24 protein-coding genes are annotated in these 23,883 nt (G+C 72.4%); 11 read left to right on the top strand and 13 right to left on the bottom strand.

Annotated features, from left to right (window positions below; all coding sequences use genetic code 11):
- Positions 1–210 precede the first annotated feature (210 nt).
- The 3 genes from ASG51_RS23925 to ASG51_RS06195 all read right to left on the bottom strand — a co-directional run bounded on the left by ASG51_RS23925 (position 211) and on the right by ASG51_RS06195 (position 4,771).
- The gene (locus tag ASG51_RS23925) at positions 211–363 is read right to left on the bottom strand and encodes a hypothetical protein (protein ID WP_156389589.1); all 153 of its coding nucleotides are present in this window, start codon (positions 361–363) and stop codon (positions 211–213) included.
- Positions 364–528: 165 nt separating this feature from the next.
- Complete coding sequence (locus ASG51_RS06200; RefSeq protein WP_056379740.1) at positions 529–3,690, bottom strand: efflux RND transporter permease subunit; 3,162 nt, start codon at positions 3,688–3,690, stop codon at positions 529–531.
- Positions 3,680–4,771 (bottom strand): hypothetical protein, encoded by a 1,092-nt coding sequence (locus ASG51_RS06195; RefSeq protein WP_056214238.1) that lies wholly within the window; start codon positions 4,769–4,771, stop codon positions 3,680–3,682. The genes ASG51_RS06200 and ASG51_RS06195 overlap by 11 nt, the downstream gene beginning before the upstream one ends.
- A 274-nt stretch (positions 4,772–5,045) precedes the next feature.
- Between ASG51_RS06195 and ASG51_RS06190 the strand changes: the two genes are divergently transcribed.
- Positions 5,046–5,969 (top strand): DMT family transporter, encoded by a 924-nt coding sequence (locus ASG51_RS06190; RefSeq protein WP_056379739.1) that lies wholly within the window; start codon positions 5,046–5,048, stop codon positions 5,967–5,969.
- A 64-nt stretch (positions 5,970–6,033) separates the two neighbouring features.
- Here ASG51_RS06190 and ASG51_RS06185 read toward each other — a convergent pair whose 3' ends face one another.
- From ASG51_RS06185 to ASG51_RS06170, 4 genes are all read right to left on the bottom strand, one after another.
- Positions 6,034–6,357, bottom strand: coding sequence for a DNA-binding transcriptional regulator (locus ASG51_RS06185; protein ID WP_056379737.1), 324 nt, complete (start codon positions 6,355–6,357; stop codon positions 6,034–6,036).
- Positions 6,341–6,715 (bottom strand): type II toxin-antitoxin system RelE/ParE family toxin, encoded by a 375-nt coding sequence (locus ASG51_RS06180; protein ID WP_056379735.1) that lies wholly within the window; start codon positions 6,713–6,715, stop codon positions 6,341–6,343. The genes ASG51_RS06185 and ASG51_RS06180 overlap by 17 nt, the downstream gene beginning before the upstream one ends.
- An 84-nt stretch (positions 6,716–6,799) precedes the next feature.
- Entirely contained in the window at positions 6,800–7,411 is a 612-nt protein-coding gene (locus tag ASG51_RS06175; RefSeq protein ID WP_056214229.1) for a flavin reductase family protein, read from the bottom strand.
- Positions 7,412–7,421: 10 nt separating this feature from the next.
- Complete coding sequence (locus ASG51_RS06170; protein WP_056379733.1) at positions 7,422–7,985, bottom strand: nitroreductase; 564 nt, start codon at positions 7,983–7,985, stop codon at positions 7,422–7,424.
- Between the two features lie 196 nt (positions 7,986–8,181).
- Between ASG51_RS06170 and ASG51_RS06165 the strand changes: the two genes are divergently transcribed.
- Together ASG51_RS06165 and ASG51_RS06160 are read left to right on the top strand one after the other, a co-directional pair.
- A complete protein-coding gene (locus tag ASG51_RS06165) occupies positions 8,182–9,138 on the top strand; it encodes a hypothetical protein (RefSeq protein WP_056379732.1) in 957 nt (318 codons plus the stop codon).
- 37 nt (positions 9,139–9,175) lie between these two features.
- Positions 9,176–9,598 carry a hypothetical protein gene (locus ASG51_RS06160; protein ID WP_056379731.1) on the top strand — a complete coding sequence of 141 codons (423 nt, stop codon included), beginning with the start codon at positions 9,176–9,178 and terminating at the stop codon, positions 9,596–9,598.
- Between the two features lie 50 nt (positions 9,599–9,648).
- On the opposite strand, the gene thrS is transcribed toward ASG51_RS06160, so the two are convergent.
- Positions 9,649–11,676, bottom strand: coding sequence for a threonine--tRNA ligase (thrS, locus tag ASG51_RS06155; protein ID WP_056277651.1), 2,028 nt, complete (start codon positions 11,674–11,676; stop codon positions 9,649–9,651).
- 373 nt (positions 11,677–12,049) lie between these two features.
- Between thrS and ASG51_RS06150 the strand changes: the two genes are divergently transcribed.
- Positions 12,050–13,441, top strand: a complete 1,392-nt coding sequence (locus tag ASG51_RS06150; protein ID WP_082504147.1) for a 2-hydroxycarboxylate transporter family protein — start codon at positions 12,050–12,052, stop codon at positions 13,439–13,441.
- Here ASG51_RS06150 and yidD read toward each other — a convergent pair.
- Together yidD and ASG51_RS06140 are read right to left on the bottom strand one after the other, a co-directional pair.
- Positions 13,422–13,781 (bottom strand): membrane protein insertion efficiency factor YidD, encoded by a 360-nt coding sequence (gene yidD, locus ASG51_RS06145; protein WP_056379760.1) that lies wholly within the window; start codon positions 13,779–13,781, stop codon positions 13,422–13,424. The two genes, ASG51_RS06150 and yidD, sit on opposite strands and share 20 nt — an antisense overlap.
- A gap of 4 nt (positions 13,782–13,785) precedes the next feature.
- Entirely contained in the window at positions 13,786–14,229 is a 444-nt protein-coding gene (locus ASG51_RS06140) for an iron-sulfur cluster assembly scaffold protein (RefSeq protein ID WP_056214209.1), read from the bottom strand.
- A 288-nt stretch (positions 14,230–14,517) separates the two neighbouring features.
- On the opposite strand from ASG51_RS06140, the gene folE reads away from it, so the two are divergent.
- The 3 genes from folE to ASG51_RS06125 all read left to right on the top strand — a co-directional run bounded on the left by folE (position 14,518) and on the right by ASG51_RS06125 (position 16,927).
- Positions 14,518–15,342, top strand: coding sequence for a GTP cyclohydrolase I FolE (folE, locus tag ASG51_RS06135; protein WP_056379730.1), 825 nt, complete (start codon positions 14,518–14,520; stop codon positions 15,340–15,342).
- 28 nt (positions 15,343–15,370) lie between these two features.
- Entirely contained in the window at positions 15,371–15,787 is a 417-nt protein-coding gene (gene hisI, locus ASG51_RS06130) for a phosphoribosyl-AMP cyclohydrolase (RefSeq protein WP_056214203.1), read from the top strand.
- Positions 15,788–15,886: 99 nt separating this feature from the next.
- On the top strand, positions 15,887–16,927 hold the full coding sequence (locus ASG51_RS06125) for a patatin-like phospholipase family protein (protein WP_082513896.1): 1,041 nt from the start codon (positions 15,887–15,889) through the stop codon (positions 16,925–16,927).
- A 35-nt stretch (positions 16,928–16,962) separates the two neighbouring features.
- Here the strand turns inward: ASG51_RS06125 and ASG51_RS06120 are convergent, their stop codons facing one another.
- Complete coding sequence (locus ASG51_RS06120; protein ID WP_056214200.1) at positions 16,963–17,394, bottom strand: CBS domain-containing protein; 432 nt, start codon at positions 17,392–17,394, stop codon at positions 16,963–16,965.
- A gap of 182 nt (positions 17,395–17,576) precedes the next feature.
- Positions 17,577–18,392 (bottom strand): rhomboid family intramembrane serine protease, encoded by an 816-nt coding sequence (locus tag ASG51_RS06115; RefSeq protein WP_056379728.1) that lies wholly within the window; start codon positions 18,390–18,392, stop codon positions 17,577–17,579.
- Between the two features lie 366 nt (positions 18,393–18,758).
- On the opposite strand from ASG51_RS06115, the gene ASG51_RS06110 reads away from it, so the two are divergent.
- Together ASG51_RS06110 and ASG51_RS06105 are read left to right on the top strand one after the other, a co-directional pair.
- Entirely contained in the window at positions 18,759–19,367 is a 609-nt protein-coding gene (locus ASG51_RS06110) for a PAS domain-containing protein (RefSeq protein ID WP_056214194.1), read from the top strand.
- A gap of 74 nt (positions 19,368–19,441) precedes the next feature.
- On the top strand, positions 19,442–20,068 hold the full coding sequence (locus ASG51_RS06105; protein ID WP_056214190.1) for a PilZ domain-containing protein: 627 nt from the start codon (positions 19,442–19,444) through the stop codon (positions 20,066–20,068).
- Between the two features lie 30 nt (positions 20,069–20,098).
- On the opposite strand, the gene ASG51_RS06100 is transcribed toward ASG51_RS06105, so the two are convergent.
- Positions 20,099–21,376 (bottom strand): deoxyguanosinetriphosphate triphosphohydrolase, encoded by a 1,278-nt coding sequence (locus tag ASG51_RS06100; protein WP_056349832.1) that lies wholly within the window; start codon positions 21,374–21,376, stop codon positions 20,099–20,101.
- A 188-nt stretch (positions 21,377–21,564) separates the two neighbouring features.
- Here ASG51_RS06100 and erpA point away from each other — a divergent pair, with 188 nt between their 5' ends.
- Positions 21,565–21,891 (top strand): iron-sulfur cluster insertion protein ErpA, encoded by a 327-nt coding sequence (gene erpA, locus ASG51_RS06095; protein ID WP_056214183.1) that lies wholly within the window; start codon positions 21,565–21,567, stop codon positions 21,889–21,891.
- A gap of 136 nt (positions 21,892–22,027) precedes the next feature.
- Positions 22,028–23,860, top strand: a complete 1,833-nt coding sequence (locus tag ASG51_RS06090) for a hypothetical protein (RefSeq protein ID WP_056379725.1) — start codon at positions 22,028–22,030, stop codon at positions 23,858–23,860.
- The last annotated feature ends 23 nt before the right edge of the window (positions 23,861–23,883 follow it).

Below are 23,883 nucleotides of genomic sequence, written 5' to 3'. Positions count from 1 at the left end.
GTGTGTTTGCGGGCGATGCCGAGCCATCGCAGGGCGTCGACGAGGACGGTCGGGCAGGAGCCGCGCGTCTCGTCCGGGTGGATGTCAGCACGGCGGTGACTGATGGCCCGTGGTCCTAAACCCGCGCCGCTCCCCTTGGGCGAGGACGATTGATCCCGCCTTCGACAAGGTCCGGGCAGACCGCAGGCGACGACGGGGACGGTCCCGGCCTCAGCGCCCCCAGATCTTCAGGACGTATTCAGCCGCGATACCGTCCGGGTTGATGGTGAGGATGCGGGCGGTGTCGACGCCCTCGAAACCGTCTTCCGTCTCGTAGGTCGTCTGGAGGCCCGGCACCTTCTTGGCGTTGCACGAGGCGGGCAAGCGGCGTCGGGCGCATGGCGGAGTCCTGCGGTCGAGACCCGAGGGCCTGTCCTGTCTCGGACGTTTGTCTTTTCGGGATCACCGGTTCCCGCTGATCCCTGACAAACTCTAGGCCGGAAGGCGGGCGCCGCACAGCTCAGGGATGCCGCGGCCGGCGCGGAGACGTCAGGCGACCGGTTCGAGCGCCCTGCCCTGCGGCGTGCCGAAGCGCGCGAAGCGCAGGGCCAGGGTCGGCAGGATCAGGAGGTTGAGCACCGTCGAGGTGGCGAGGCCGCCCAGGATCACGATGGCCATCGGGCCCTCGATCTCGCGGCCGGGCTCGCCGGCGCCCAGCGCCAGCGGCAGCAGGCCGAGGCCGGTGACCAGGGAGGTCATCAGGATCGGCACCATCCGGTCGGCGGCCCCGCGAACCGCCGTGTCCCGGTCCCAGGCCTGCCCCTCCTCCACCACGAGGTGCTCGTAATGGGCGATCATCATGATGGTGTTGCGCAAGCTGATCCCGAACAGGGTGACGAAGCCGACGATCGAGCCCAGCGACAGCACGGCCCCGGTGGCGAAGACCGCCAGCACGCCGCCCACGAAGGCGAAGGGCAGGTTGACCAGGACCAGCAGCAGGTTGCGCAGGCTTCCCGTCACGATGGCCAGCAGGAGGACGATGCCGAGGCCGGCCAGCCCCGAATAGACCAGGAGGTCGCGCCGGGCCCGCGCCTGCGCCTCGGCCGAGCCGGCGAAGCCCACATAGGTGCCGGGGGGCAGGGCGACCGCGCGGGCGATCTTGCGCTTGGCATCGACCACGAAGCCGGCGACGTCGCGCCCCGTCACGTTGGCGGTGACCGCCTGGACCCGCTGCGCGCCCTCGTGCTGGACCTGGTAGCGGCCGGAGGTCTCGTAGATGTCCGCCACCTGGGCGAGGCGCACCACCCGGCCGCCGGAGCCGCGCAAGGGCAGGTCGCTCAGGGCCGAGAGCCGGCCCCGCGTGGCGGAATCGAGGATGACGAGGACGTTGAACACGGCGTTGCCCGCATAGGTCTGGCCGACGATATCGCCCTGGTAGGCGGTGCGCACCACCTCCATCACCTCGATGGCCGAGAGGCCCCAGTGGCGCAGGTCGTTGGGCCGCAAGCCCACATTGACCTGGGGCAGGCCCGCCGGGGAACTCTGCTGGATGTCGACGGCGCCCCGCACTTCAGCGAGCTCGCGGGCGATGTCCCGGGCGGCCGTCTCGATGGCGCCGAGATCCGTGCCGAAGACGTTGATCACCACCGGGGCGGTGAAGCCCGACACGGTCTCCTCGATGCGCTCGGTGAGGAAGGTCTTGAGGGAGAAGGCGGCCCCGGGGAAGCCCGCCATCACGGCCCGGATCCGGGCCTCCGCCGCCCCCTGCCCCGCCCCGTCGAGGCCGGGTTCGAGGTTGATGTGGATCTCGCTGTAATGGGTGCCGGCGGTGTCCTGGCCGGCCTCGGCCCGGCCGATCTGCGACGCCACCGCCCGGATGCCGGGAATCGCCTTCAGTTCGGCGGTGATGCGGGTGCCGAGCCGCAGGGATTCCTGCAGGGCGGTGCCGGGCGCCGCCGCCATGTGCAGGATCAGGTGGCCCTCCTTGAGGTCGGGCAGGAAGGTCGAGCCGAAGAACGGCAGCATCGCGGCCCCCAGGAGGGTGACGAGGAGGCCGCAGGCCATGAGGACGCGCGGGGCGCGGTCGATCCGGGTGAGCAGGCGGGCGTAGGCGCCGCGCGCGACGCGCATCACCGGCGGGTCCAGGGTCGAGGCCTCGCGCCGGCCGGTGAGCAGCCCCATCGCCAGGGCCGGGGTCACCGTGAGGGCGACGGCGAGCGAGGCCACCACGGCGAGGATGTAGGCGAGGCTCAAGGGGCCGAACAGCCGGCCGGCGATGCCCGACAGGGCGAGGACGGGGAGGAAGACCAGCAGCACCGCGATGGTGGCGTAGGCGACCGCCGTGCGCACCTCCAGGATGGCGTCGAGGACCACCCGCCCCTCGGGGCGCGGGCCGCCGAGGCGGCGGTTCTCGCGCAGGCGCCGGACCACGTTCTCGACGCCGATCACCGCGTCGTCCACCACCTCGCCGATGGCGATGGCGAGCCCGCCCAGGGTCATGGTGTTGAGGCTCTCGCCCAGCGCCTGGAGCGCCACCACGGCGGCGATGAGCGAGAGCGGGATCGCCAGTGCCGAGATCACGGCGGTGCGCCAGTCGTACAGGAAGACGAACAGCACCACGACCACCAGGATGCCGCCGAGCCCGAGGGCCTGCAGCACGTTGCCGTTGGCGATGGCGATGAAGTTGGCCGGCCGGAACAGGTCGGCGTGCAGGGTCACGCCCTCGCGCGCCAGGGCCGGGCGCAGGTCCTCCAGGGCCGCCTCGACCCGCGCGGTGACCGCGCGCGTGTTGGCGCCGTACTGGGCGCCGACCATGAGGAGCACCCCGGGCCGGCCGTCCACCAGGGCGGCGCCGATCGCCGGCTCGCCGGTGGCGACCACGGTGGCGACGTCCGCCAGGGTCACGCTGGCCCCGCCCTCGTTGATCAGCACGGTCCGAGAGACCGCCTCGGGGCTCAGCGACTGTCCGTCGGTCTGGAGGGCGATGCGCTGGTTGGGCGTGTCCACGAAGCCGGCCCCGCGCACGCCCGTGGCTTTCCGCGCGGCGGCGAGCACGTCGTTGACGCCGATGTTGAAGCGCACGAGGTCGTTCGGGCGGATCTGCACCTGCAGCGAGCGCACCGCGCCGCCATAGACCGAGACCTGGGCGATCCCCGGCACGGCGAGGAGGCGCAGGCGCACGGTCCAGTCCGCCAGGGTGCGCAGGTCCATGTCCGAGCGGCTCTGCGTGGTCAGGCCGACGAGCAGCACCGTGCTGGTGGCGGAGGTGAGCGCCGTCATCGCCGGCGGCAGCACCCCTTGCGGCAGGCGGCCGGCCAGCGCCGTCAGCCGCTCGGTGACGAGCTGGCGCACCCGGTAGATGTCGCTGCCGGCCCCGAAGGTGACGGTGATCACCGACAGGCCCTGGATCGAACTCGAGCGCAGGGAGACCACCCCCGGCAGGCCGTTGACCGCGACCTCCACGGGTTGGGTCACCAGCACCTCGACCTGTTCCGGGTTGAGGCCGGGGGCCTCGGTCTGGATCACCACGGCGGGGGGCGCGAATTCCGGGAAGACGTCGTACTGGGCATCGGCCAGCACGACGAAGCCGTAGGCGGCGAGCGCCAGGCTGAGCGCCAGGACGACGCCGCGGAAGCGCACGGCGAAGGCGACCAGGGCCGCCTGGGGGCCGCGGGAGCCTCCCGGTCCGGAGCCCGGCGCCTCAATCGTCATCGACGCCGCCCGAGACCTGGAGCTGGCTCTTCATCTCCTCGGAGAGGAGCGCCTGCGCCCCCGAGAGCACGATCTCGGTGCCGCCGGGCAGGTCCTCCACCACGTAGGCGTCGGCCGACATCGGCGGGTCGGCCTTCAGCCGGTGGCGGGCGAAGGCGTCGGGCCCCACCGCCCGGTAGATCCAGGCGGCCCCCTGCCAGTGCACCACCGCGTCCTCGGGCACGCTGAGGCCGGTGACGCTGCGGTCGGAGGCCAGGAAGGCCAGCATGCTCATGCCGGGCAGGAAGCCGCTGTCGCCCGGCACGGTGTAGAAGAAGCTCAGGCCCTGGATGCGCGGGTCCGTGCGGGTGGCGGGCGAGACGTAGGCCAGGGCGACCCGCGCGCTCTGGGGCGGCACCTCGGCGAAGGCCGCCGCCGGCGGGCCCTTCAGGCCCTCCCCCGGCGGCAGGGTGACCTGCACCAGGAAGTCGGTGCGCTCGATCAGCCGGGTGACGGTGGCCGCGCGCGCGACGATGGCCCGGCCGATCACCGGCCCCCATTCCTGCTGGGCGGTGGCCGAGAGGGTGCGCACCTGGGATTCCGCCGCCGCCAGGGCGGCCTGGTCGGTCTGGGCGGTGCCCCCGGCGGTCTCGACCTGCACGGTGGTGGCGTAGGGGCCGAGGGTCCTGGCCCGCTGCAGGGCGCTGCGCGAGACCTCGGCGCGGGCCTGGGCCGTCTGGAGCGCGGCCTGGGCGCTGGCATAGGCGTTGGTCAGGTCGGTGACCCGGGCGAGGTCGAGGACGCTGCCATAGGCCTGCAACTCCTCCCGGTGCTCGGCCAGGGGCCGGGCCTCGGTCGTGATGCCGATGCGGGCGCGCTCGGCGGCCGAGAGGCGCACAACGGTGCGGCCCTCCTCCACGGCGGTGCGCTGGGCCGGCAGGTGCGCGGGCTTCGCCGGCCCGGGGCGGGCCTGGAGGGCCTCGACGTGCTCGCGCAGCTCGCCCAGGAGGAGGGCGCCCTGGGGCGAGACGGCGAGGCCGCCGAGGCCGGCCGCCAGCACGCCGACCAGGAGGAGGGCGAGGAGGAGCGATCGCCACGTCACCGACTGTCTCGCCCTCCCCCTGGTCCGCGGCCGTGTCGCCGCTGTTCCGCCCGGCATAACCGTGTTCACCCGCAGAGGGAATCGGTGCGCCGAGCGATACCGGGGGATGGGCACGCTGCCGGTTCTCCGCAGGGCCGCGGGGATTCGCGCCGCGGCGGCCGCGGACGGATTTCGATGGCGGTGTTGCGCCGGACGGCCTGTCCCCGCGGCCCCCGGCGGGCTATCCCCCGGTCGCCGGCCGCGAGCCGGGCCCGAGCCCAGGGAGATCCGCCCCATGCGCGTCCCGGAGACGCCCGCCGGACGCGCGGCCGAGCCGGCGACCACGGCCTACCCGCTCCTCGTATTCACGATGCTGCTCTGGGGCGGCAACGTGGTGGCGAGCAAGTGGGCGGCGGGCGAGGTCTCGCCCCAGGTGCTCACCTGCCTGCGCTGGGCCTTCGCCTGCCTCGCCCTGGCGCTGCCGGCCCGGGCCGGCCTCAACGCGGAGTGGGACCGGCTCACGCGCCACTGGCGCTACGTGCTGCTGATGGGAGCGTGCGGCTACACCCTCTACGCCAGCCTGTTCTACGCCGCCGGCCTGTTCACCAGCGGCATCAACATCGCCCTGTTCCAGGGGTCGATCCCGGTCCTCGTCATCCTGATCAACTATCTCGTCCACCGGGTGGCGGTGACGGGGGCGCAGCTCCTCGGCGTCGCCGTGACGCTGGCGGGCGCCATGGTGGCGGCGACCCACGGCGACTGGCGGGTGCTGGCGACCTTCGCCTTCAACCGGGGCGACGTGCTGATGCTGGTCGCCTGCGGGCTCTATGCCGGCTACACCGTGGCGCTCTCCCGCAGGCCCAAGGTCTCGGGCCTGAGCTTCTTCACCGCCGTGGCGCTCTCCGCCTTCGTGACCTCGCTGCCGCCGCTCGCCGCCGAATGGGCCCTGGGCCACACGATCTGGCCGACCCGCAAGGGCTGGGCCATCGTGCTGTTCGTGGCGCTCGGGCCCTCGCTCATCGCGCAGCTCGCCTTCCTGCGCGGCGTCGAGCTGATCGGCCCGAACCGGGCCGGCCTCTTCGTCAACCTCGTGCCGATCTTCGGGGCCGGCCTCGCCATCCTGCTGGTGGGCGAGCCTGTCCGCTGGCACGACGCCCTGGCGCTGGCCCTCGTCATCGGCGGCATCGCCATCGCGGAGCGCCTGGGCCGGCGGCGGTGAGGGGCCCAGCCGCCGGCGGCATCGGACGTCACGGGTTGCGTGGCGAGACCGGCGGAGGGGAGATTCAGGCGAGGACCTGCAATCCGTGTTTCTGGACGACGCTCAGCAGCTTGAGCGCCATCCCGCTCGGCCGCTTGGCGCCGGTTTCCCACTTTTCGACGGTGCTCTCGCTCGTGTTGAGATAGCGTGCGAAGACGGGCTGGCTGACGTTGTTGGCCTCACGGATCCGCTTGATCTGAGCAGGATCGATGGCGCTCGGGACAGCCAGATGACGCGCATCGAAGTCGCGCATCGTCGCCTTGTCGAGGGCACCGACCTTGTGAAGCATGGCCGCAGATGTGTGGATCGCCTCGGAGGCCGCGTTCCTGAACCTAGCTTTCGTTGTCATGGCAAATCTCCGTCAGGTCCCTGTCCGCAATGAGTTCGGCAAGCTGCTCCTCGGTCATCGCCCCGTAAGCCTTGGCGAGGGTTCGAAAGTCCTCCAGTTCGTCGTCCGCGATGTTCGCTTTGTCCTTCTTGGCAAACAGGTATGCGAAGATCCAGTATCGGCCCCCCTTCGCAAGGATGATGCTGCGATACCGGTTCTTGTCCAGGCGCTTCTTGAAGACGCCACCCCCGAGATCGTCGGCTTGACCTCTGGCCACATCCCGGATTGCAGCGCACAGCGCGTCGTCCTGGATGCGAGCCTTTCGAGCGGCTCGGAAAAACCATGCCGTCTTGAAGGTTCTGGGTGTATCGGCCGACATTCCAAATCGTAGCACCGGGTGCTATAAAAATCAAGGATTGGCGGCGATGCGCCCGGCTGCCGTGACGGAAGGGCGGTCGGGCGCCTACCCGCCCCCGCCGGCCGGCCGGCGCAGCTCGAACCGGGTCTCCGGTTCGGCGGTGAAGTAGTCGAAGTAGCCGCCGCGCAGGATCGGCCGCATGGCGCCGGTGTCGACGAGGCCGTCGCGGATGAAGCGGTCGTCGATGTAGATCGAGACCACCTGCCCGATCACCAGGAAGTGGGAGGCGTCGCTGCCGTCGAGCGGCGTCAGCGGCACGGTCTGCAGCCACTTGCACTCCAGGGCGGCCGGCGATTCGGCGACCCGGGGCGGGCGCACCTTTCGCGAGGGCGCCGGGGTCAGGCCCGCGAAGGCGAACTCGCTCTCGCCGCGGGGCAGGGGCGCCGAGGTGGCGTTCACCGCCTCGCGCAGGTCGTAGGTGGCGAGGTTGCAGACGAACTCGCCGCCCTCCTCCGCGAAGGTCATCGCGTCCTTGCGCCCGGCCGAGGAGAACATGACCATGTCGGGGCCGGCCGCCACGGCGTTGAAGTAGGAATAGGGCGCGAGGTTCACCGCGCCGTCGCGGTTCATCGCGCTGATCCAGCCGATCGGGCGCGGGGCCACCAGGGCCTTCAGCGGGTTGTGCGGCAGGCCCTTGGTCTCGGCGTCGTAATGCATGGGGTGCCCCTCAGAGCCGGGTGACGATGTCGGCGAGCGCCGGGCGGGGCCGGTCGGGCGGCACCTCCTGGGCGTGCCCGATATGGATGAAGCCCGCGAGGCGCTCGCCGGGCACGAGGCCGAGGACGTCGAGGATGCGGGAATCGTAGGCGAACCACTCGGTGAGCCACGCCGTGGCGTAGCCCGTGGCGTTGGCCGCCACCACGAGGTTCATCGCCACCGCGCCGGCCGAGAGCACCTGCTCCCATTCGGGAATCTTGATGTGCGGGCCGGCCCGCGACACCACCGCCACCACCAGGGGGGCGAGGGCGAGGCGGTGGCGCTCGAGGTCGAGGCGCGCGGCGTCGGCCTCCGGGTGGTCGGCGGCATAGGCCGCCGCGATGGCGTCGCCGATGCGGGTGCGGGCCTCGCCCGCGATCACCAGGAAGCGCCAGGGCGCCAGCTTGCCGTGGTCCGGCACGCGCGACGCGATGGTGAGGAGCGCGTCGAGCTCGGCCGCGTCCGGGCCCGGTCCCGCGAGGCGGAGGGGCGGGACCGAGCGGCGGGTGCGCAGGAGATCGAGGGTGGCGTTCATGGCATCCCTGGAGCAGGATCGGGCGAGAGGGGCGGGGCCGCAGACGACCGGCCCTCGGAGGCGGGATGGCCTTGCCGCCGCCATGGTCCGGTTCCAGAGGGCGGGCACCGGGCGCGGCGGCCGTCCGTGACATGGCGCGCCGGCGGCAGATTGGCAACGCCGGCGGGACGCCCCGGTCGGGATTGGGAGGTGCGGGATGGCGCGGGCAGGGTACGGATCGGTCTGGCTGGGCTGCGCCCTCCTCCTCGGCGGTCACCCCGGCACCGCCGCGGCGCAGGACGGCAACGCCTTCCACAACCGGATCGGGCCCAACCTCCCCTCCCCGTCCATGCCCTCCCCTTCGATGCCCGCGCCGTCGATGTCGGACCCCTCGGCGCCGCCGCTGCCCAGCGCGGCGAGCGCGGCCCTGACCCTCACGGCGGTGTTCGCGGGCGGCGACAAGCCCCTGCGCTCCGGCCTCGCCTGGCGCATCTACGAGGACCGCACCGACGGCACGAAGCCCGGCATCGTCGCCCGCTCCGAGGCGGCCGAGCCGAGTTTCACCCTGCCGCCGGGCGCTTACGTCGCCACCGTGACCTACGGCTTCGCCAGCGCCGCGCGCCGGGTCGTCATGGCGGGCCAGCCGGCCGCCGAGCAGCTCAAGGTCAGCGCCGGGGCGCTCAAGCTCTCGGGCGCCATCGGCGACGTGAAGCTCGGCGCCGACCAGCTCGCCTTCTCGGTCTTCGTGCCGATCGGGACGAACTCCGAGGGGCGCCTCGTGCGCAGCGGCGTCAAGGCGGGCGAGCTCCTGCGCCTGCCCGAGGGCACCTACCACGTGGTCTCGACCTATGGCGGCTCGAACGCGATCCAGCGCGCCGACCTCAAGGTGGAGAACGGCAAGGTCACGGACGCCACCCTCAACCACCGCGCCGCCACCCTGACCCTGAAGCTGGTGGCGGCCGAAGGCGCCGAGGCCTTCGCCGGCACCGCCTTCAGCGTGCTGACGCCGGGCGGCGACACCATCCGCGAGGCCATCGGCGCCTTCCCGCAGGTGACCCTGGCGGAGGGGGACTACGTCCTGATCGCCCGGCACGACGGGCAGGTCTACACCCGCGAATTCAAGGTCGAGAGTGGCCTGAACCGCGACGTCGAGGTGATCGCCAAGGCGGGCTGAGCCGAGGCGTCCCGACCGGCGGAGAGAGACGACACGCATGAGGCGACTTGCGATCGGTGCCCTCGTCCTGCTCCTGGCGCCGCTTCTCCTGGTGCCGCGTCCCGCGCGGGCGCAGGGGGCGGATCCCGCGCGGGCGCTCGTGGCGGACGGCTCCGACCGGGAGATCGGTCCGGAACGCGCGGACCGGGTGATCGCCCTCCTGGGACAGGGACTGAGAACGCCCGCCACCGCCCGTTACGGCCAGCTCCGTGCCGGCCGCGCGGGGGCTTTCTGCGGCGTCGTCGACACCACCAACCGCATGGGCAATCCCGTGGGGCCCCGCCGCTTCGTCGCCGACCTCGCGGCGGGCATCGCCGGCCTCGTCCCGGACGGGCCCGAACTGCGCAACCCGGCGATGCCGCAGGATTACGCCGCCCTGCAGCGCATCCTGGCCCTCTACGCCGCCAATTGCGCCCCCTGATCCGGGCACCGCCCGGAGGACGCAACCGCCCGGAGGCCGAACCCGCCGCCCTACGGCGTCGGGGCCTCGCCGTGCTGGCCGTCGAGAGCGACGTCGGCGCTCGGCACGGTCTCGGCCACCGCCTCCGCCCGGATGCGATCCGGCGCGGTCGCCTCCGCCACCAGGGCGGCCAGGGTCTCGTCGAGGCCGCCGGTGCGGGTGTGCTGGCTGCCCAGGCGCCGGACCGAGACGGTGCGCTCCTCGCCCTCCTTGCGGCCGACGACGAGCATCACCGGCACCTTCGCCAGCGAGTGCTCGCGGACCTTGTAGTTGATCTTCTCGTTGCGCAGGTCGGCCTCGACGCGCAGGCCGAGGCGGGTCGCGGCGGCGACCACCGCGCGGGCGTAGGGGTCGGCATCGCCCGTGATGGTGGCGACCACCACCTGCACCGGCGCGAGCCAGAGCGGGAAATGCCCGGCGAAGTGCTCGATCAGGATCCCGGTGAAGCGCTCCAGGGAGCCGCAGATGGCGCGGTGGACCATGACCGGGGGCTTCTTGCCGCTCTCGGCATCGACGTAGAAGGCGCCGAAGCGCTCCGGCAGGTTGAAGTCCACCTGGGTCGTGCCGCACTGCCAGTCGCGCCCGATGGCGTCGCGCAGCACGTACTCGAACTTCGGCCCGTAGAAGGCGCCCTCCCCCGGGTTGATCGCGGTCCTGATCCGGCCCCCCGACTGTTCCTCGATCTGGGTGAGCACCCGGGTCATGACGTCCTCGGCATGGTCCCAGAGGGCGTCCGAGCCCACCCGCTTCTCGGGGCGGGTCGAGAGCTTCACCACGATCTCGCCGAAGCCGAAATCGGCGTAGGTGGAGAGGATCAGGTCGTTGATCTTCAGGCACTCGTCGGCGAGCTGGTCCTCGGTGCAGAAGATGTGCGCGTCGTCCTGGGTGAAGCCCCGCACGCGCATCAGGCCGTGCATGGCGCCCGAGGGCTCGTAGCGGTGGACCACGCCGAACTCGGCCATGCGCAGGGGCAGGTCGCGGTAGGATTTCAGGCCGTGCTTGAAGATCATCACGTGGCCGGGGCAGTTCATGGGCTTCAACGCGAACCAGCGCTTGTCCTCGGCCTCGTCGCCGGCGGATTGGGCCGCGAACATGTTCTCGCGGTACCAGCCCCAGTGGCCGGAGGTCTCCCACAGGGCCTTGTCGAGGATCTGGGGGGCGTTGACCTCCTGGTAGTCGCCGCGCAGGCGCCGGCGCATGTAGGCGATCAGCTCCTGGAACACGGTCCAGCCCTTGGCGTGCCAGAACACGACGCCCGGCCCCTCCTCCTGGAAGTGGAACAGGTCCATCTCGCGCCCCAGGCGCCGGTGGTCGCGGCGCTCGGCCTCCTCCAGGCGGTGCAGGTAGGCGTCGAGGTCCTCCTTGGTCGCCCAGGCGGTGCCGTAGATGCGGGTCAGCATCGGGTTGTTGGAATCGCCCCGCCAGTAGGCGCCCGCCACCTTCATCAGCTTGAAGGCGGTGCCGACCTTGCCCGTCGAGGTCATGTGCGGGCCGCGGCAGAGGTCGAACCAGTCGCCCTGGCGGTAGACCTTGAGGTCCTCGCCGGGCGGGATCGCGTCCACGAGCTCGACCTTGTAGGCCTCGCCCTTCCCGGCGAAGAGCGCCCGGATGTCGTCGCGCTTCCAGACCTCCTTGGTGAAGGGGGCGTCGCGCGCGATGAGTTCGCGCATCTTCGCCTCGATCTTCGGGAAGTCCTCCGGGGTGAAGGGCTCGTCCCGGGCGAAGTCGTAGTAGAACCCGTTCTCGATCACCGGGCCGATGGTGACCTGCGTGCCCGGCCACAGGGCCTGCACCGCCTCCGCCAGCACGTGGGCGCAGTCGTGCCGGATCAGCTCCAGGCTGCGCGGGTCGGTGCGGTCGAGGAACTCGATGCGGGCATCCTGCGCGATCGTGTCGTCGAGGTCGCGCACGGTGCCGTCGAGGGCCATGGCGACGGTGCGCTTGGCCAGGGACTTGGCGATGCCCTCGACGACGGCACGGCCGGTGATCGCGGCGTCGTAGCTGCGGGTGTTGCCGTCGGGGAAGGTCAGGATCGGCATGGCCGGGGGCTCCTTGGAGGCTCACTCCTGCGTACGCGGCAGGTAAGCGGGGGGCGGGTCGGGGTCGGCGCGGCCCCGATGCGGCGCCGCGCCGGGCCGTTTAGACCCATTCGCATCGGGAAGGAACGCGGATTCCGCGCATCCGGTCCCGGCCCCCCGGCGGCCGCTCCCGCCCCGGGTTGCTGACAATCGCCAGGGATCCTCAATCACCATCGCGGCCCGTGCCGGCCGATCAATTGACAAAGCCGGTCCAACCCGACTGATGCTCGCCGATGGCCTTCCGTGCCGCACGGTCGAGACCAGAAAAAAATCCAAGAAAACACGGACGAGCCGGCCCCGCGGGGCAAACGGGCTTTCGCCGGGAGAGACGTTCATGCCGAGCCCCGTACCGACGGCGCACCCCGAAGGCGTCGCGATCACCACGACGGCCCACCTGCCCGGGGTCCAGACCGGGACACGCTTCTGGCCTCAGGGCTGGTGGCGCCTCGTCGACCTGCAGATCGGCATCATCCCGCTGCCGGTCTACCTGATCCTGGTGGCGCTGCTCTGGGTGCTGACCGCGGAGGGCGAGATCAAGGCCGACGCGCCGACGATGATCGCCGTCCTGGTGCTCGGCGGCTTCACCTGCGCGGAGATCGGCAAGCGCCTGCCGGTCCTGCGCCAGATCGGGGCGGGGGCGATCTTCGCCACCTTCATCCCCTCGGCGCTGGTCTACTACGCGCTGATCCCGGGCCCGATCATAAAGGCGATCACGGACTTCACCAAGTTCACCAACTTCCTCTACCTCTACATCGCGGCGATCATCGTCGGCAGCATCCTGGGCATGGACCGGGCTGTGCTGATCAAGGGCTTCCTCAAGATCTTCGTCCCCCTCGGCCTCGGCTCCCTGGCGGCGGGCTGCGTCGGCACCCTGGTGGGCACCCTGCTGGGGCTCGGGGCGCACCACACCTTCTTCTTCATCGTCGTGCCGATCATGGCCGGCGGCGTCGGCGAGGGCGCGATTCCGCTCTCCATCGGCTACGGCAACATCCTCGGGATCCCGCAGGGCGACGTCTTCGCCCAGGTGCTGCCGCCCGTGATGCTGGGCAGCCTCACGGCGATCATCCTGGCCGGCACCCTCAACTGGGTGGGCAGGCGCAAGCCGCACCTCACCGGCGAGGGCCGCCTGCAGCCCCACACCGAGAACGACATGGAGGCGGGCACGCCCGTGGAGACCGGCCCGATCGACGCCGCCACGGTGGCGGCGGCCGGCCTCACGGCGGTGACGCTCTACCTCCTCGGCGTGATGTGCCACCACCTCACCGGCCTGCCCGCCCCCGTGGCGATGCTGTTCCTGGCGGTGCTGGCCAAGCTCGCCAGCGCGGTCTCGCCCCGGCTCCAGGCCGGCGGCTTCATCGTCTACAAGTTCGTGCAGGTCGGCATGACCTACCCGCTGCTCTTCGCCATCGGCGTCTCGCTCACCCCCTGGGACAAGCTGGTGGCGGCCTTCACGCTGCCGAACCTGATCACCATCGTGGCCACCGTCGTCACCCTGATGGCGACGGGCTACGGCGTCGGGCGCCGGCTCGGCATGTACCCGATCGAGACCGCCATCGTGAACGCCTGCCACAGCGGCCAGGGCGGCACCGGCGACGTGGCGATCCTCACCGCCGCCAACCGGATGGCGCTGATGCCCTTCGCCCAGATCGCCACCCGCATCGGCGGCGCCCTCACGGTGACGGGGACGCTGGTGTTCCTGAAGTGGATCACGGCGGCGCCGGTCTAGGGTCGGCCCCCTCCCCCACCGCCGCGCAGGTGCAGGGCTCGCAGGCGAAGGGCGAGGGAGGCGCGTTCACGCCGCGCCAGCGGCCGTAGCGCCAGGGGGTGAACCAGGCGGCGCGCGCCGGCAGGGCCTCCGGCACCAGGTCGATGCCGTGGGTGCCGAGGGGGCCGCAGCGGCAGATGCGGGCGAACCCGATCCAGCCGCCCGCCCAGAGCCCGTGCCGCTGGATCGCCCCGTCGGTGTAGTGGGAGCACGAGGGCCAGTGCCGGCACTGGCGGCCGACCAGGCTCGACAGGGTGAGCTGATAGGTGCGGATCGCCCCGTGGGCGATGCGGCGGAGCAGCATGCTAGGCGGCCGCCACCGCCCCGGCCTCGATCCGGTCGAGGGCGTCCACCACCGCGTCGAAGGTCAGGAGCGTCGAGGCGTGCCGGGCCTTGAAGTCGCGCACCGGCTCGAGGACCGCGAGATCCGCCCAGGCGCCCGTGGGCGCCGGGCCGCCCTCCTTGAGCATCCGCCGCATGGCGGCGCGGACCGCGCGCAGCTCCCCGGCGCTGGTGCCGACCACGTGGCGGGCCATCAGCGAGGACGAGGCCTGGCCGAGGGCGCAGGCCTTCACCTCGTGGGCGAAGTCGGTGACCGTGCCGTCCCGCACCGCGAGGTCCACCGTGACGGTGGAGCCGCAGAGCTTCGAATGCGCGGTGGCACTGGCGTCCGGGGCCGCCAGGCGTCCCAGGCGCGGGATGTCGGCGGCCAGTTCGAGGATGCGACGGTTGTAGATGTCGTCGAGCATGGAATTCCGATCCTCTGGCTGTTCCGCCGGGTTCACTTGCGGTCCCGCCGGGTCCATTTGCCGTTCCGCCGGGACGGCCGGGCGCACAGCCGGCTTCCGATCCCGGAGATCTGATCCGCGCAGCCTGCATTGCGCGACGGCGCGATAACGACGATATAGGCCCCCACGCACCGTTTCGCGAGGAGGCGGCTCGTCGACCCGGGTCGCGCCCACGGCCGGGGTTGCGCCACCGCAGACGGCACCGTCCGGGCATCGGCCGTCCTCACCCGACGGCCCCATGGTTCGACGATGTACGCAAAGCCTGACAGCCACCCGATGACGACCCGGATCGCCCGGGCGGAAGATGCCATGGATGCCGCGCTCAAGTCCCTCTCCTACCGCCTGACCGAGACGGAGGAATCCGGGATGGAACCGACCCGCCAGAACGGCGCCCTCAGCGCCATGCGCAACGACAACGCGCGGGGCGAAGCGCCCGCGCCCGCGCCCGAGATCGCTCCCCTGCCCGCCTCCGCCCAGCGGGTGCCCGAGGCCATCGCCACGGGCCGTCCGAGCCGCGAGGAGGCCGAGGCCGCCGTGCGTACCCTCCTGCGCTGGGCCGGCGACGACCCGAACCGCGAGGGCCTGCGCGACACCCCCGCCCGGGTGGTGAAGGCCTACGGCCAGATCTTCGGCGGCTACGGCCAGGACGCCGACGCGCTGCTCGATCGGGTCTTCGAGGAGGTCGAGGGCTACTCGGACATCGTGCTGGTGCGCGACATCCCGTTCTACTCCCATTGCGAGCACCACATGGTGCCCTTCATGGGGCTGGCGCACATCGCCTACTACCCGACCAAGGGCGTGGTCGGCCTGTCGAAGCTCGCCCGCGTGGTCGACACCTTCGCCCGCCGCCTGCAGACCCAGGAGACCATGACGGCCCAGATCGCCGACGTGATCGAGAGCATCCTCAAGCCCCGCGGCATCGCCGTGATGGTGGAGGCCGAGCACCTCTGCATGGCGATGCGCGGCGTCCAGAAGGCCGGCGTCTCCACCATCACCACCCAGTTCCGGGGCGCCTTCCGCAACGACGCCAACGAGCAGGTCCGCTTCCTCACCCTCGTGCGCAACAAGTCCTGAGCCGGCCCGCGATGACGTCTGTCTCCCGATGACCCGCGCCTTCCCGGAACCGGGCAGCCGGGCCGAGGTCGAGGAGGGGGCCGCCTTCACCCCCCGCTTCGACGCACACGGCCTCGTCTCCTGCATCGCCGTCGACGCCGCCGACGGGCAGGTGCTCATGCTCGCCCACATGAACGCCGAATCCCTGGCCCTCACCCTGAAGACCGGCGAGGCCTGGTACTGGTCCCGCTCCCGCGGCGCGCTCTGGCACAAGGGCGCCACCAGCGGTCAGGTCCAGCGCGTGGTTGAGATGCGGGTCGATTGCGACCAGGACGCGGTGCTGATCCGCGTCGCGGTCGGTGGCGACGGCGGCTGCTGCCACACCGGCCGGCGCGCCTGCTTCTACCGCCGCGTCGATCACGATCCGGCGACCGGCCAGGCGATTCTGCGGCCCGCCGATGCCTGATCCCGGCGCGCGGCGTGCCCGTCCGGAGCGGCGCCCGCCCCGTCGCGGTCGCCGCGTCCCGGGTTTCTTCGCCCCCTCTCCCGCATCCCGGTGTCGCTGATGTGGGACGGCCTGTCCCCGGTGCGTCCCGCCGCGGAGGTCCGCCAGGGCGCCTCCCCGCACGCGCGCTTCCCCGCCGGGGCCGTCGAGCCCGTGGCGGCGCCCCCCGCCCCCGGCCCCCGCATCGGCCTCGCCCTCGGTGGCGGCTCGGCCCGGGGCTGGTCGCAGATCGGGGTGATCGAAGTGCTGGAGGAGGCCGGACTCCACCCGGCCGTGGTGGCGGGCTGCTCCATCGGCGCGGTGGTGGGCGGCTGCTACGCGGCGGGCCAGCTCGGGCTGCTCAAGGCCTTCGCCCTGTCGCTGACCCGGCGCAGCGTGATGGGGCTCCTCGACCTGCGGCTCCGCTCCGGCCTGATCGCGGGCGACCGCCTGAAGCGGCGCCTGGAGCACGACCTCGCCGACCGCCGGATCGAGGGCCTGCCGATCCGCTTCGCCAGCGTCGCCACCGACCTCGACAGCGGCGAGGAGGTCTGGCTCACCCGGGGCAGCCTCGTGGAGGCCCTGCGCGCCTCCTACGCCCTGCCGGGCATCTTCCCGCCGGTGCGCTGCGGAGGCCGGCTCCTCCTCGACGGGACCCTGGTGAACCCGGTGCCGGTGACGATCGCCCGGGCCCTGGGGGCCGACCTCGTGATCTGCGTCAACCTCAACGGCGACCCGCGCCCCGGCGTGCGGGAGGCGGCGCCCGCGCGGGTCACGGCCGAGGCGGTGGCGCCCGCCCCCCGCCGGCCCCGGCGCTGGAGCCTGCGCCGGCCGGGTCCGCGTCGTACCACGTCCGATCGCGCGTCCGGGCCGGCCGACGGCCTCGCCACCCCCGGCATGGCGCGGGTGATGCTCGACGCCTTCAACATCACGCAGGACCGGATCTCGCGGGCGCGCCTGGCCGGCGACCCGCCCGACATCGCCATCGTGCCCCGCCTGGCCGGGATGGGCCTGTTCGAGTTCCACCGGGCGGCCGAGGGGATCGCCCTCGGCCGCGAGGCGGCGCGCGCCGCCCTGCCGCAGATCCGCGGCCTCGTGGCGGCGGCCGCCGCCCGGACCTGACTCAGGCCCGATCCTGCCTCACGCCCGCACCTGACTCAGGCCATGGTGATGTAGTCGCGCATGGCCCGGTGCTCGGCCTCGACGGCCTCGATCCGGCGCTTGACCACGTCGCCGATGGAGATGAGGCCGGCCAGCCGGTCGTCCTCGATCACGGGCACGTGGCGGAAGCGGCCCTCGGTCATGAGGTGCATGACCTCCTCGATGCTGCTGGCGCGGGTGCAGGTGGTGACCTCGGCGGTCATGTGCTCGGAGACCCGGGCGTCGAGGGCGTTGGCGCCCTTGGCGGCGAGCGCCCGCATGATGTCGCGCTCGGAGAGGATGCCGCGCACCGCCCCGTCCGCATCGCTGACGACGACGGCGCCGATGCGCTTCTCGGCCAGGAGGTGGATGGCCTCGTCGAGGGTGCGCTGGGGCTCCACCGTGACGACGGAGCGGCCCTTCTCGGCGAGGATGCGAGCAACGGTCATGGACGTGTCCTTTCCCTCAAGTCACCCCTGGGACGGGGCGGCCGGGCTTGGCCAGAACGGCAGGGTGCCCAGCTCGGTCTGCGGCGATTGTGTGGCGCGCGACCGCATATAGCAAGATCCCGCAGGATCCCGTCGCCGAGGACGCAGGATAATTCACGGTCCGGGGCGGCGTGAGCCCGCCGTCAGCGCCGGGCCCGGTCGAGGAGCGGCAGCAGGAAGAAGCCCGCGACGAAGCCGCCCAGATGGGCGTCCCAGGCCACCGAGGTCGCCTCGGCGCCCAGCGGCAGGGCGATGACGCCGAACAGGAAGTTCGTCACGAGCCAGATCACCAGGAACACCACCGCGGTGCGGTTGCGCATCAGCTCCGGGATGGTCTGGAGCGGGGGCGCGGCCGGGCGCTGCCAGGGGGGCACGCCGGCATAGACGGGGGGTGGCTGGAACACGAAGCGGGCCGCGGCCGCCATCAGGGCCGAGACGCCGGCCGAGACCCCGATCAGGGGGGCGGTGCTCAGGGGGTCGAGGAGGACGTGGAGGATGCCGCCCGCCACCGCGCCCACGAGGGCGATCAGGCCGTAGCGCCAGGCGCCGTAGCGGCGGGCCACCGGCGAGCCGAAGGCGGCGAGCCAGACGGTGTTGAAGATGACGTGCATCCACGAGCCGTGCAGCAGCGCGTAGGTCGCGAAGGTCCAGGGCATCGCGGCGGGGTCGGCCACCACGTAGCGGGCGAAGGCCTGCCGGGCTTCGACCACGTCGGGGTCGCCCGCCAGGGCCGTAGCGGCCCGCAGGAGCTCCTCCGCCCGGGCCGGATCGACGGCCACGCTCCAGCGTCCCGGGATCAGGGCGAGGTCGATCAGGGCGGCGATGTCCCAGGTGTCCGGCAGCACGAATTCGCGCAGGGCGTGGATGCCCACGAGCACGCCGATCGACGCGGTGACCACGCCCGGCATGTTGAAGATCGGAACGCGGTTCTGCGGCGGCAGGTCGGGGCTGGCATCCATGCGGCCACCATGTCGGGGCGGCAGGCGGGGCCGCAAGCCCCGCCATGCGGGAAACAAGCCCCGCCATGCGGGAAACAAGCCCCGCCATGCGGGAAACAAGCCCCGCCATGCGGGAAACAAGCTCCGCGATGCGGAAACGGGCCCCGCCGCGCGGGAAAATCCGCCGGCACGGGGCGCGTCTAAACTTGGCGGTGGACAACTCCGTCGACCCGTTAACCTTGATGAAGGGTTAAGGGGGCGCCGCGAGGATGGTCGGCATAAGCTCTGCGCCGAGCCTGGCACAGACCTCGGGAGCGGCCCAGAACCGTCCCGAAAGCGCCCGATCCGAGAAGGTCCGTCGCCGGACCGTGCCATTGTGGGACTCCCATGAAGCATCCGACCAGCCGCCTGCTCCACGCCTACTGGGACCGGTTGCGGAATGGCCGCGCCGCGCCGGAACGCAGCGAGATCGAGCCCGGCGAGATCCGGAACCTGCTCGCCGACAGCCTGATCCTCGAGGTCGACATGGCACGCGGGGCGGCCTCGGTCCGCCTGGCCGGGACCCATGTCTGCGCCCTGTTCGGGCGCGAGCTGAAGGGACGGGACTTCGCCGGCCTCTGGGGACGGCCCGACGCCGATCCGTGGCTGCTGGTCGAGGCCGTGGCCGTCGACACCGTCGGGGCCGTGGCGGGCCTGCAGGGCCTGACGGAGCGCGACGAGACCATCGACCTCGAGCTCCTGCTGCTGCCCCTGCGCCACCACGGCGAGACGCAGACCCGCATCCTCGGGGCCCTCAGCCCGACCTGCGTGCCGCACTGGCTCGGCCTGCGTCCCCTGACGCGGATGCGCACGACCTCCCTGCGCATCCTCGGCCACGAGACCGCCCCGGCCTCCCGCGATGCCCGGGCGACCCTGCAGAACCTGCCCGAGCCCGCCAACGACAGCGCGCCGCTCCGCCGCGGCCACCTCCTGGTCCACCCCGGCGGCCGCGCCTGACGGGCAAACCTTTCGTAACCAGCGGGTGTTAGCCTGACGGGCAGTGAAGCCTCGAAACGAGTCGCCCTGTCCCCATGATCGAGGTCGCCACCCGTCCGCCCGCGAGGCTGCCCCGTGACGTCCGCATCTCGGACCTGCGCCGGCACCACCGCGTCAAGGTCTCGATGCTGGGGCGCTACATGCTGGCGGACCGGCGGGAATATCCGTGCCAGACCGTCGACATGTCGCCGGGGGGCGTGCGCCTGAACTGCGCCGTCCCGGGCGAGGTCGGCGAGCGGGTGGTGCTCTATCTCGAGCATGTCGGCCGGATCGAGGGCACCATCGCGCGCCTGATTCCCGGCGGCTTCGCCGTCCGCCTCAGCGCGACCCCGCGCAAGCGCGACAAGATCGCCTCGCAGCTGACCTGGCTCGCCAACCGCGAGAGCCTGGGCCTGCCGGAGGGCCGCACGCACGAGCGCCTGACGCCCCTGGTCACGGGCGTCGTCCTGCGCCTGGAGAGCGGGCGCGAGGTGCCGGCCCGGATCATCGACATCTCCATGTCGGGCGTGGCGCTGAGCACCACCAGCACTCCGGCCATCGGCATGAGCCTGATGGTCGGGCGCACCCCCGGCCGGGTGGTGCGCCACTTCGAGGGCGGCATCGGCGTGCACTTCATGCTGCCGATCTCCCCCGACCTGTTCCACGAGGGGCTAACGCTCTAGGGGCGCCCGGCCACCCGGCCACCCGGCCGCCTACGGGTCGGTGAGGGGCAGGCTGCGGTCGCCCGGGCTCCAGTGCAGGTCCGGCGTCGTCGCGAACAGGCGTCGGTGCGCCAGCACCGCGTAGGTGTCGGTCATGCCCGCGATGTAGTCGGCGACCCGGCGGGCGACGCGTCCCGGCTCCGCCCCGTCCAGCCCCGCCGACCATTCCGCCGGCATCGCCCCGGGCTCCGCCGTGAACCGGTCGAACAGGTCGGACACGATGGTGTTGGCCTTGGCCCGCACCGCGAGCACGCCGGGATGGCGGTACATCCGGGCGAACAGGAAGGCCTTGATCGCCGCATCCGCCTCCGCGATCGCCGCCGAGAAGGCGACGACCGGGGCCTGCGCCGCCCGGATGTCGGCCACGGTGCGCGGGTTCAGGGCCGCGAGGCGCCGGGTGCTCTCGGTGATGACGTCCTCCACGAAGCGGGTGATGACGCGCCGCGCCAGCTCGTGGATTCTTCGCGAGGGCTCGAGGCTCGGGTACAGGCCCTCGATCTCGTCGAGCAGGCTCCGCAGGAACGGCACCGCGGCGAGGTCGGCGAGGTCGAACAGGCCGGCGCGCAGGCCGTCGTCGAGGTCGTGGCTGTCGTAGGCGATGTCGTCGGCCAGCGCCGCGGCCTGCGCCTCGGGCCCGGCGAAGCGGTCCAGTTCCAGGTCGTTGAGGGCGTTGTATTCGAGGATCGCGGCCGGGATGCCGCGGCCCGTCCAGCGCCGGGTGGGGCGCCCGTCCGGCTCCAGCAGCGGGCCGTTGTGCTTGACGAGGCCCTCCAGGGTCTCCCAGGCGAGGTTGAGGCCGTCGAAGCCGGCATAGCGCCGCTCCAGCCGGGTGACGATGCGCAGGGCCTGGGCGTTGTGGTCGAAGCCGCCCTGGTCCGCCAGGCAGGCATCCAGGGTGTCCTCTCCCGTGTGCCCGAAGCAGGTGTGGCCGAGGTCGTGGCTCAGCGCCAGGGCCTCGGCGAGGTCCTCGTCGAGGCCCAGCGCCCGGGCGAGGGCCCGGGCGATCTGGCTCACCTCCAGGGTGTGGGTCAGCCGCGTCCGGTAATGGTCGCCCTCGTGATGGACGAAGACCTGGGTCTTGTGCTTGAGGCGCCGGAAGGCGGAGGAATGGATGATGCGGTCGCGGTCCCGCTGGAAGTCGCTGCGCGTGGGCGAGATCGCCTCCGGGATCAGGCGCCCGCGGGTGGCCGCCGGATCGGTGGCGTAGGGCGCCCGCCAGCGCTCGCCGCGCCGCCGCGCCGCGCCGGGGCCTGTCTCGTCCGCCTGCATCACGTCTCGCCGCCCCACATTCATCGACCGATCCTGGTCCGCCCGCCTCGGCCCGGTCCCCCGACGCGTTGCAGCATCAGGGTCCCAGGCATATCTTGTGTTCCCTAGCAGTTGTTCCAACGCCGCCACGGTCCACGATCGGCCGGGACGGCCGGCGGATCTCGAGAGCACCCCGCGAGAATACCCCGATGGCCGACATCACCCTGACGCCCCGCGCCGCCAAGCGCATCAACGAGATCATGGGCGCCGAGCCGCCCGGCGCCTCCCTGCGGATCAGCGTGAACGGCGGCGGCTGCTCGGGCTTCTCCTACGCCTTCGACATCGAGCAGGCGCGGGCCGCCGACGACGTCGCGATCGAGCGCGACGGCGCCACCGTCCTGGTCGACCCGATGTCGCTGGAATACATGAGCGGTTCGACCATCGATTTCGTGAACGACCTGATCGGGCAATCCTTCAAGATCGAGAACCCCCAGGCCACCGCCTCCTGTGGCTGCGGAACCTCGTTCTCGCTGTGAATGCGGCGCGGCCCCCGCGGGGGCCCGCCCCCGCGATTGCCTCCCGCGTGAAACTGCGGCACGGATGGGCCCTCTCCCCGACGCCTCCGGGCCTTTCCCCTGAAAGCGCCTCTTCGCCAGCGATCCGGATAAGCCCATGACCTGCTCGAAAGGCCGCCCCCTCCTCGCGTGGGCGACCGGTGCCTCGGCCTGCGTCCTCGTCCTCCTCGGCGCGGGGAGCGCCGTGCAGCCCGGCGCGGCGCGGGCTCAGGAGGCCGCCTCGGCGGTCCAGGACGTCACCCTGCAGGACGTCACCCTGACCTTCGGCGACACGGTGCTGAAGGCCCCGCGCCTCACCGCCAGCGGCACCCGCCTCTCGAAGGACGAACTCACCGCCCTGCTCAAGCCCGGCCCCGGCGAATCCTGGGCCGCCCGCCTCGTGCGCCTCGACGCCGCGAGCCTGGCGATGCCCGAATTGCGGGTGGAGCGCACCGGCACCGCCGGGGCGACGCCGGTGGTCACCTATCGCGACGTGGTGGCCCGCGACGTCCGCGCCGGGCGCGCCGCCGAGCTCACCGCCGCCGGGGCCTCGATCCTCCTGGAGGGCGGCCCCCAGAAGGGCACCGGCACCTACGGCCGGATGCGGGCGACCGATCTCGACCTGACCGTCCTCGCCCGCCTCTACGGCGAGCCGGGCGACGGCAAGAGCGCCCTGCAGCGGATCTACGCCACCTTCGCGGTCGACGACGTCGCCTACGTGGATGCCCGGGGCACCGCCGTGAAGATCGCCCGGATCGAGGGGCGCGACCTCAGCGGCCGCCAGATCCCGGCGACCTGGACGGGGGCGCTCCAGGCCTTCACGGCCGTCGACTACGAGCGGCTCGCGCCGCCCGAGCGCGCGCGGCTGATGAGCCTCGGGGCCGACCTCGCCGAAGCGGTCTCCGTCGGTTCCCTGGAGGCCACCGGCCTCAGCATCCAGGAGGCCAAGCCCCGGGACGCCTTCAGCCTCGGCATCGCCCGCCTCGGGCTGACCGGCGCCGGCCTCCTCCTGGAGGATATCCGCTTCGCGGGCATCGACGGGGCCAAGGCGCGCCTCGCCCGGCTCTCCCTCGACGGCTTCTCCCTCGGCCCGACGGTCGCGGCCCTGCGCAAGCTCGCCACCCTGACCACGCCGCCCTCGGACGGCGAGCTGCGCCTGCTGACGCCGGCCCTCGGCACCCTGGCCCTGAAGGATCTCAGCCTCGACCTGCCGCCCGAGGCGAAGGCGCCCCGCGACCCTGCCGACAGGGCCTTGGCCGACCGGGCGCCGCCCGCCCCGACCCATGTGGGCCTGCGCGACGGCTCGATGAACTTCGCGCCCCCGCGGGACGGGGTGCCGACGGCCGGGCGCCTGAGCCTGTCGGGCCTCACCCTGCCGGCCTCCGCGGTGGCGGGGGTGCCGGGCCTCGGCTCCCTCGGCCTCTACGGCTACAGCGACCTCGACCTCGCCCTGGTGGCCGACACCTCCTGGGACGAGGCCGCCCGCGAGCTCAAGCTCGGCGAGGTCTCGGTCTCCGGCAAGGACATGGGCAGCCTGCGCCTCAACGGCATGATCGGCGGCATCGGCCCGGAGGTCTTCAACCCGGACATGGCGGTGTCGAGCTTCGCCATGCTGTCGGCCACCGCCAAGGCCCTCGACCTCACCATCGAGAACACCGGCCTGTTCGACCGTTTCATCGCCGCGCAGTCGAAGGTGCTCAGCCTGAAGCCCGAGGAGCTGAAGCAGGAATACGTCACCGCGAGCGTGTTCGGCGTGCCCGCGATCCTCGGCAACTCGGCGGGCGCCAAGGCGATCGGCGCCGCGATGGGCCAGTTCGTGACCAAGCCCGGCACCCTCTCCGTCAGCCTGCGGCCGAAGAACGCCGCCGGCATCGGCATGCTGGAGTTCAGCGCCGCCCCGACCCCGGCCGCCCTGTTCGACCGCCTCGAGGTCAACGCCAAGGCAAACTGAGACAGACGACGGAGGGCCGAGCC

The sequence above is a fragment of the Methylobacterium sp. Leaf465 genome (genome assembly GCF_001424705.1).
Classification (GTDB): Bacteria; Pseudomonadota; Alphaproteobacteria; order Rhizobiales; family Beijerinckiaceae; genus Methylobacterium.
The sequence above is the reverse complement of the archived record's forward strand: the minus strand, read 5'-3'. Positions and strand labels throughout refer to the sequence as shown.

Bases quoted from the DNA above. Each gene is read 5' to 3' on its own strand.
- ASG51_RS06200 (WP_056379740.1), bottom strand. From the start codon at position 3,690: ATGACGATTGAGGCGCCGGGCTCCGGACCGGGAGGCTCCCGCGGCCCC.
- ASG51_RS06190 (WP_056379739.1), top strand. From the start codon at position 5,046: ATGCGCGTCCCGGAGACGCCCGCCGGACGCGCGGCCGAGCCGGCGACC.
- ASG51_RS06185 (WP_056379737.1), bottom strand. From the start codon at position 6,357: ATGACAACGAAAGCTAGGTTCAGGAACGCGGCCTCCGAGGCGATCCAC.
- ASG51_RS06180 (WP_056379735.1), bottom strand. From the start codon at position 6,715: ATGTCGGCCGATACACCCAGAACCTTCAAGACGGCATGGTTTTTCCGA.
- ASG51_RS06175 (WP_056214229.1), bottom strand. From the start codon at position 7,411: ATGCATTACGACGCCGAGACCAAGGGCCTGCCGCACAACCCGCTGAAG.
- ASG51_RS06170 (WP_056379733.1), bottom strand. From the start codon at position 7,985: ATGAACGCCACCCTCGATCTCCTGCGCACCCGCCGCTCGGTCCCGCCC.
- ASG51_RS06165 (WP_056379732.1), top strand. From the start codon at position 8,182: ATGGCGCGGGCAGGGTACGGATCGGTCTGGCTGGGCTGCGCCCTCCTC.
- ASG51_RS06160 (WP_056379731.1), top strand. From the start codon at position 9,176: ATGAGGCGACTTGCGATCGGTGCCCTCGTCCTGCTCCTGGCGCCGCTT.
- thrS (WP_056277651.1), bottom strand. From the start codon at position 11,676: ATGCCGATCCTGACCTTCCCCGACGGCAACACCCGCAGCTACGACGCC.
- ASG51_RS06150 (WP_082504147.1), top strand. From the start codon at position 12,050: ATGCCGAGCCCCGTACCGACGGCGCACCCCGAAGGCGTCGCGATCACC.
- ASG51_RS06140 (WP_056214209.1), bottom strand. From the start codon at position 14,229: ATGCTCGACGACATCTACAACCGTCGCATCCTCGAACTGGCCGCCGAC.
- folE (WP_056379730.1), top strand. From the start codon at position 14,518: ATGTACGCAAAGCCTGACAGCCACCCGATGACGACCCGGATCGCCCGG.
- hisI (WP_056214203.1), top strand. From the start codon at position 15,371: ATGACCCGCGCCTTCCCGGAACCGGGCAGCCGGGCCGAGGTCGAGGAG.
- ASG51_RS06125 (WP_082513896.1), top strand. From the start codon at position 15,887: ATGTGGGACGGCCTGTCCCCGGTGCGTCCCGCCGCGGAGGTCCGCCAG.
- ASG51_RS06120 (WP_056214200.1), bottom strand. From the start codon at position 17,394: ATGACCGTTGCTCGCATCCTCGCCGAGAAGGGCCGCTCCGTCGTCACG.
- ASG51_RS06115 (WP_056379728.1), bottom strand. From the start codon at position 18,392: ATGGATGCCAGCCCCGACCTGCCGCCGCAGAACCGCGTTCCGATCTTC.
- ASG51_RS06110 (WP_056214194.1), top strand. From the start codon at position 18,759: ATGAAGCATCCGACCAGCCGCCTGCTCCACGCCTACTGGGACCGGTTG.
- ASG51_RS06105 (WP_056214190.1), top strand. From the start codon at position 19,442: ATGATCGAGGTCGCCACCCGTCCGCCCGCGAGGCTGCCCCGTGACGTC.
- ASG51_RS06100 (WP_056349832.1), bottom strand. From the start codon at position 21,376: ATGCAGGCGGACGAGACAGGCCCCGGCGCGGCGCGGCGGCGCGGCGAG.
- erpA (WP_056214183.1), top strand. From the start codon at position 21,565: ATGGCCGACATCACCCTGACGCCCCGCGCCGCCAAGCGCATCAACGAG.
- ASG51_RS06090 (WP_056379725.1), top strand. From the start codon at position 22,028: ATGACCTGCTCGAAAGGCCGCCCCCTCCTCGCGTGGGCGACCGGTGCC.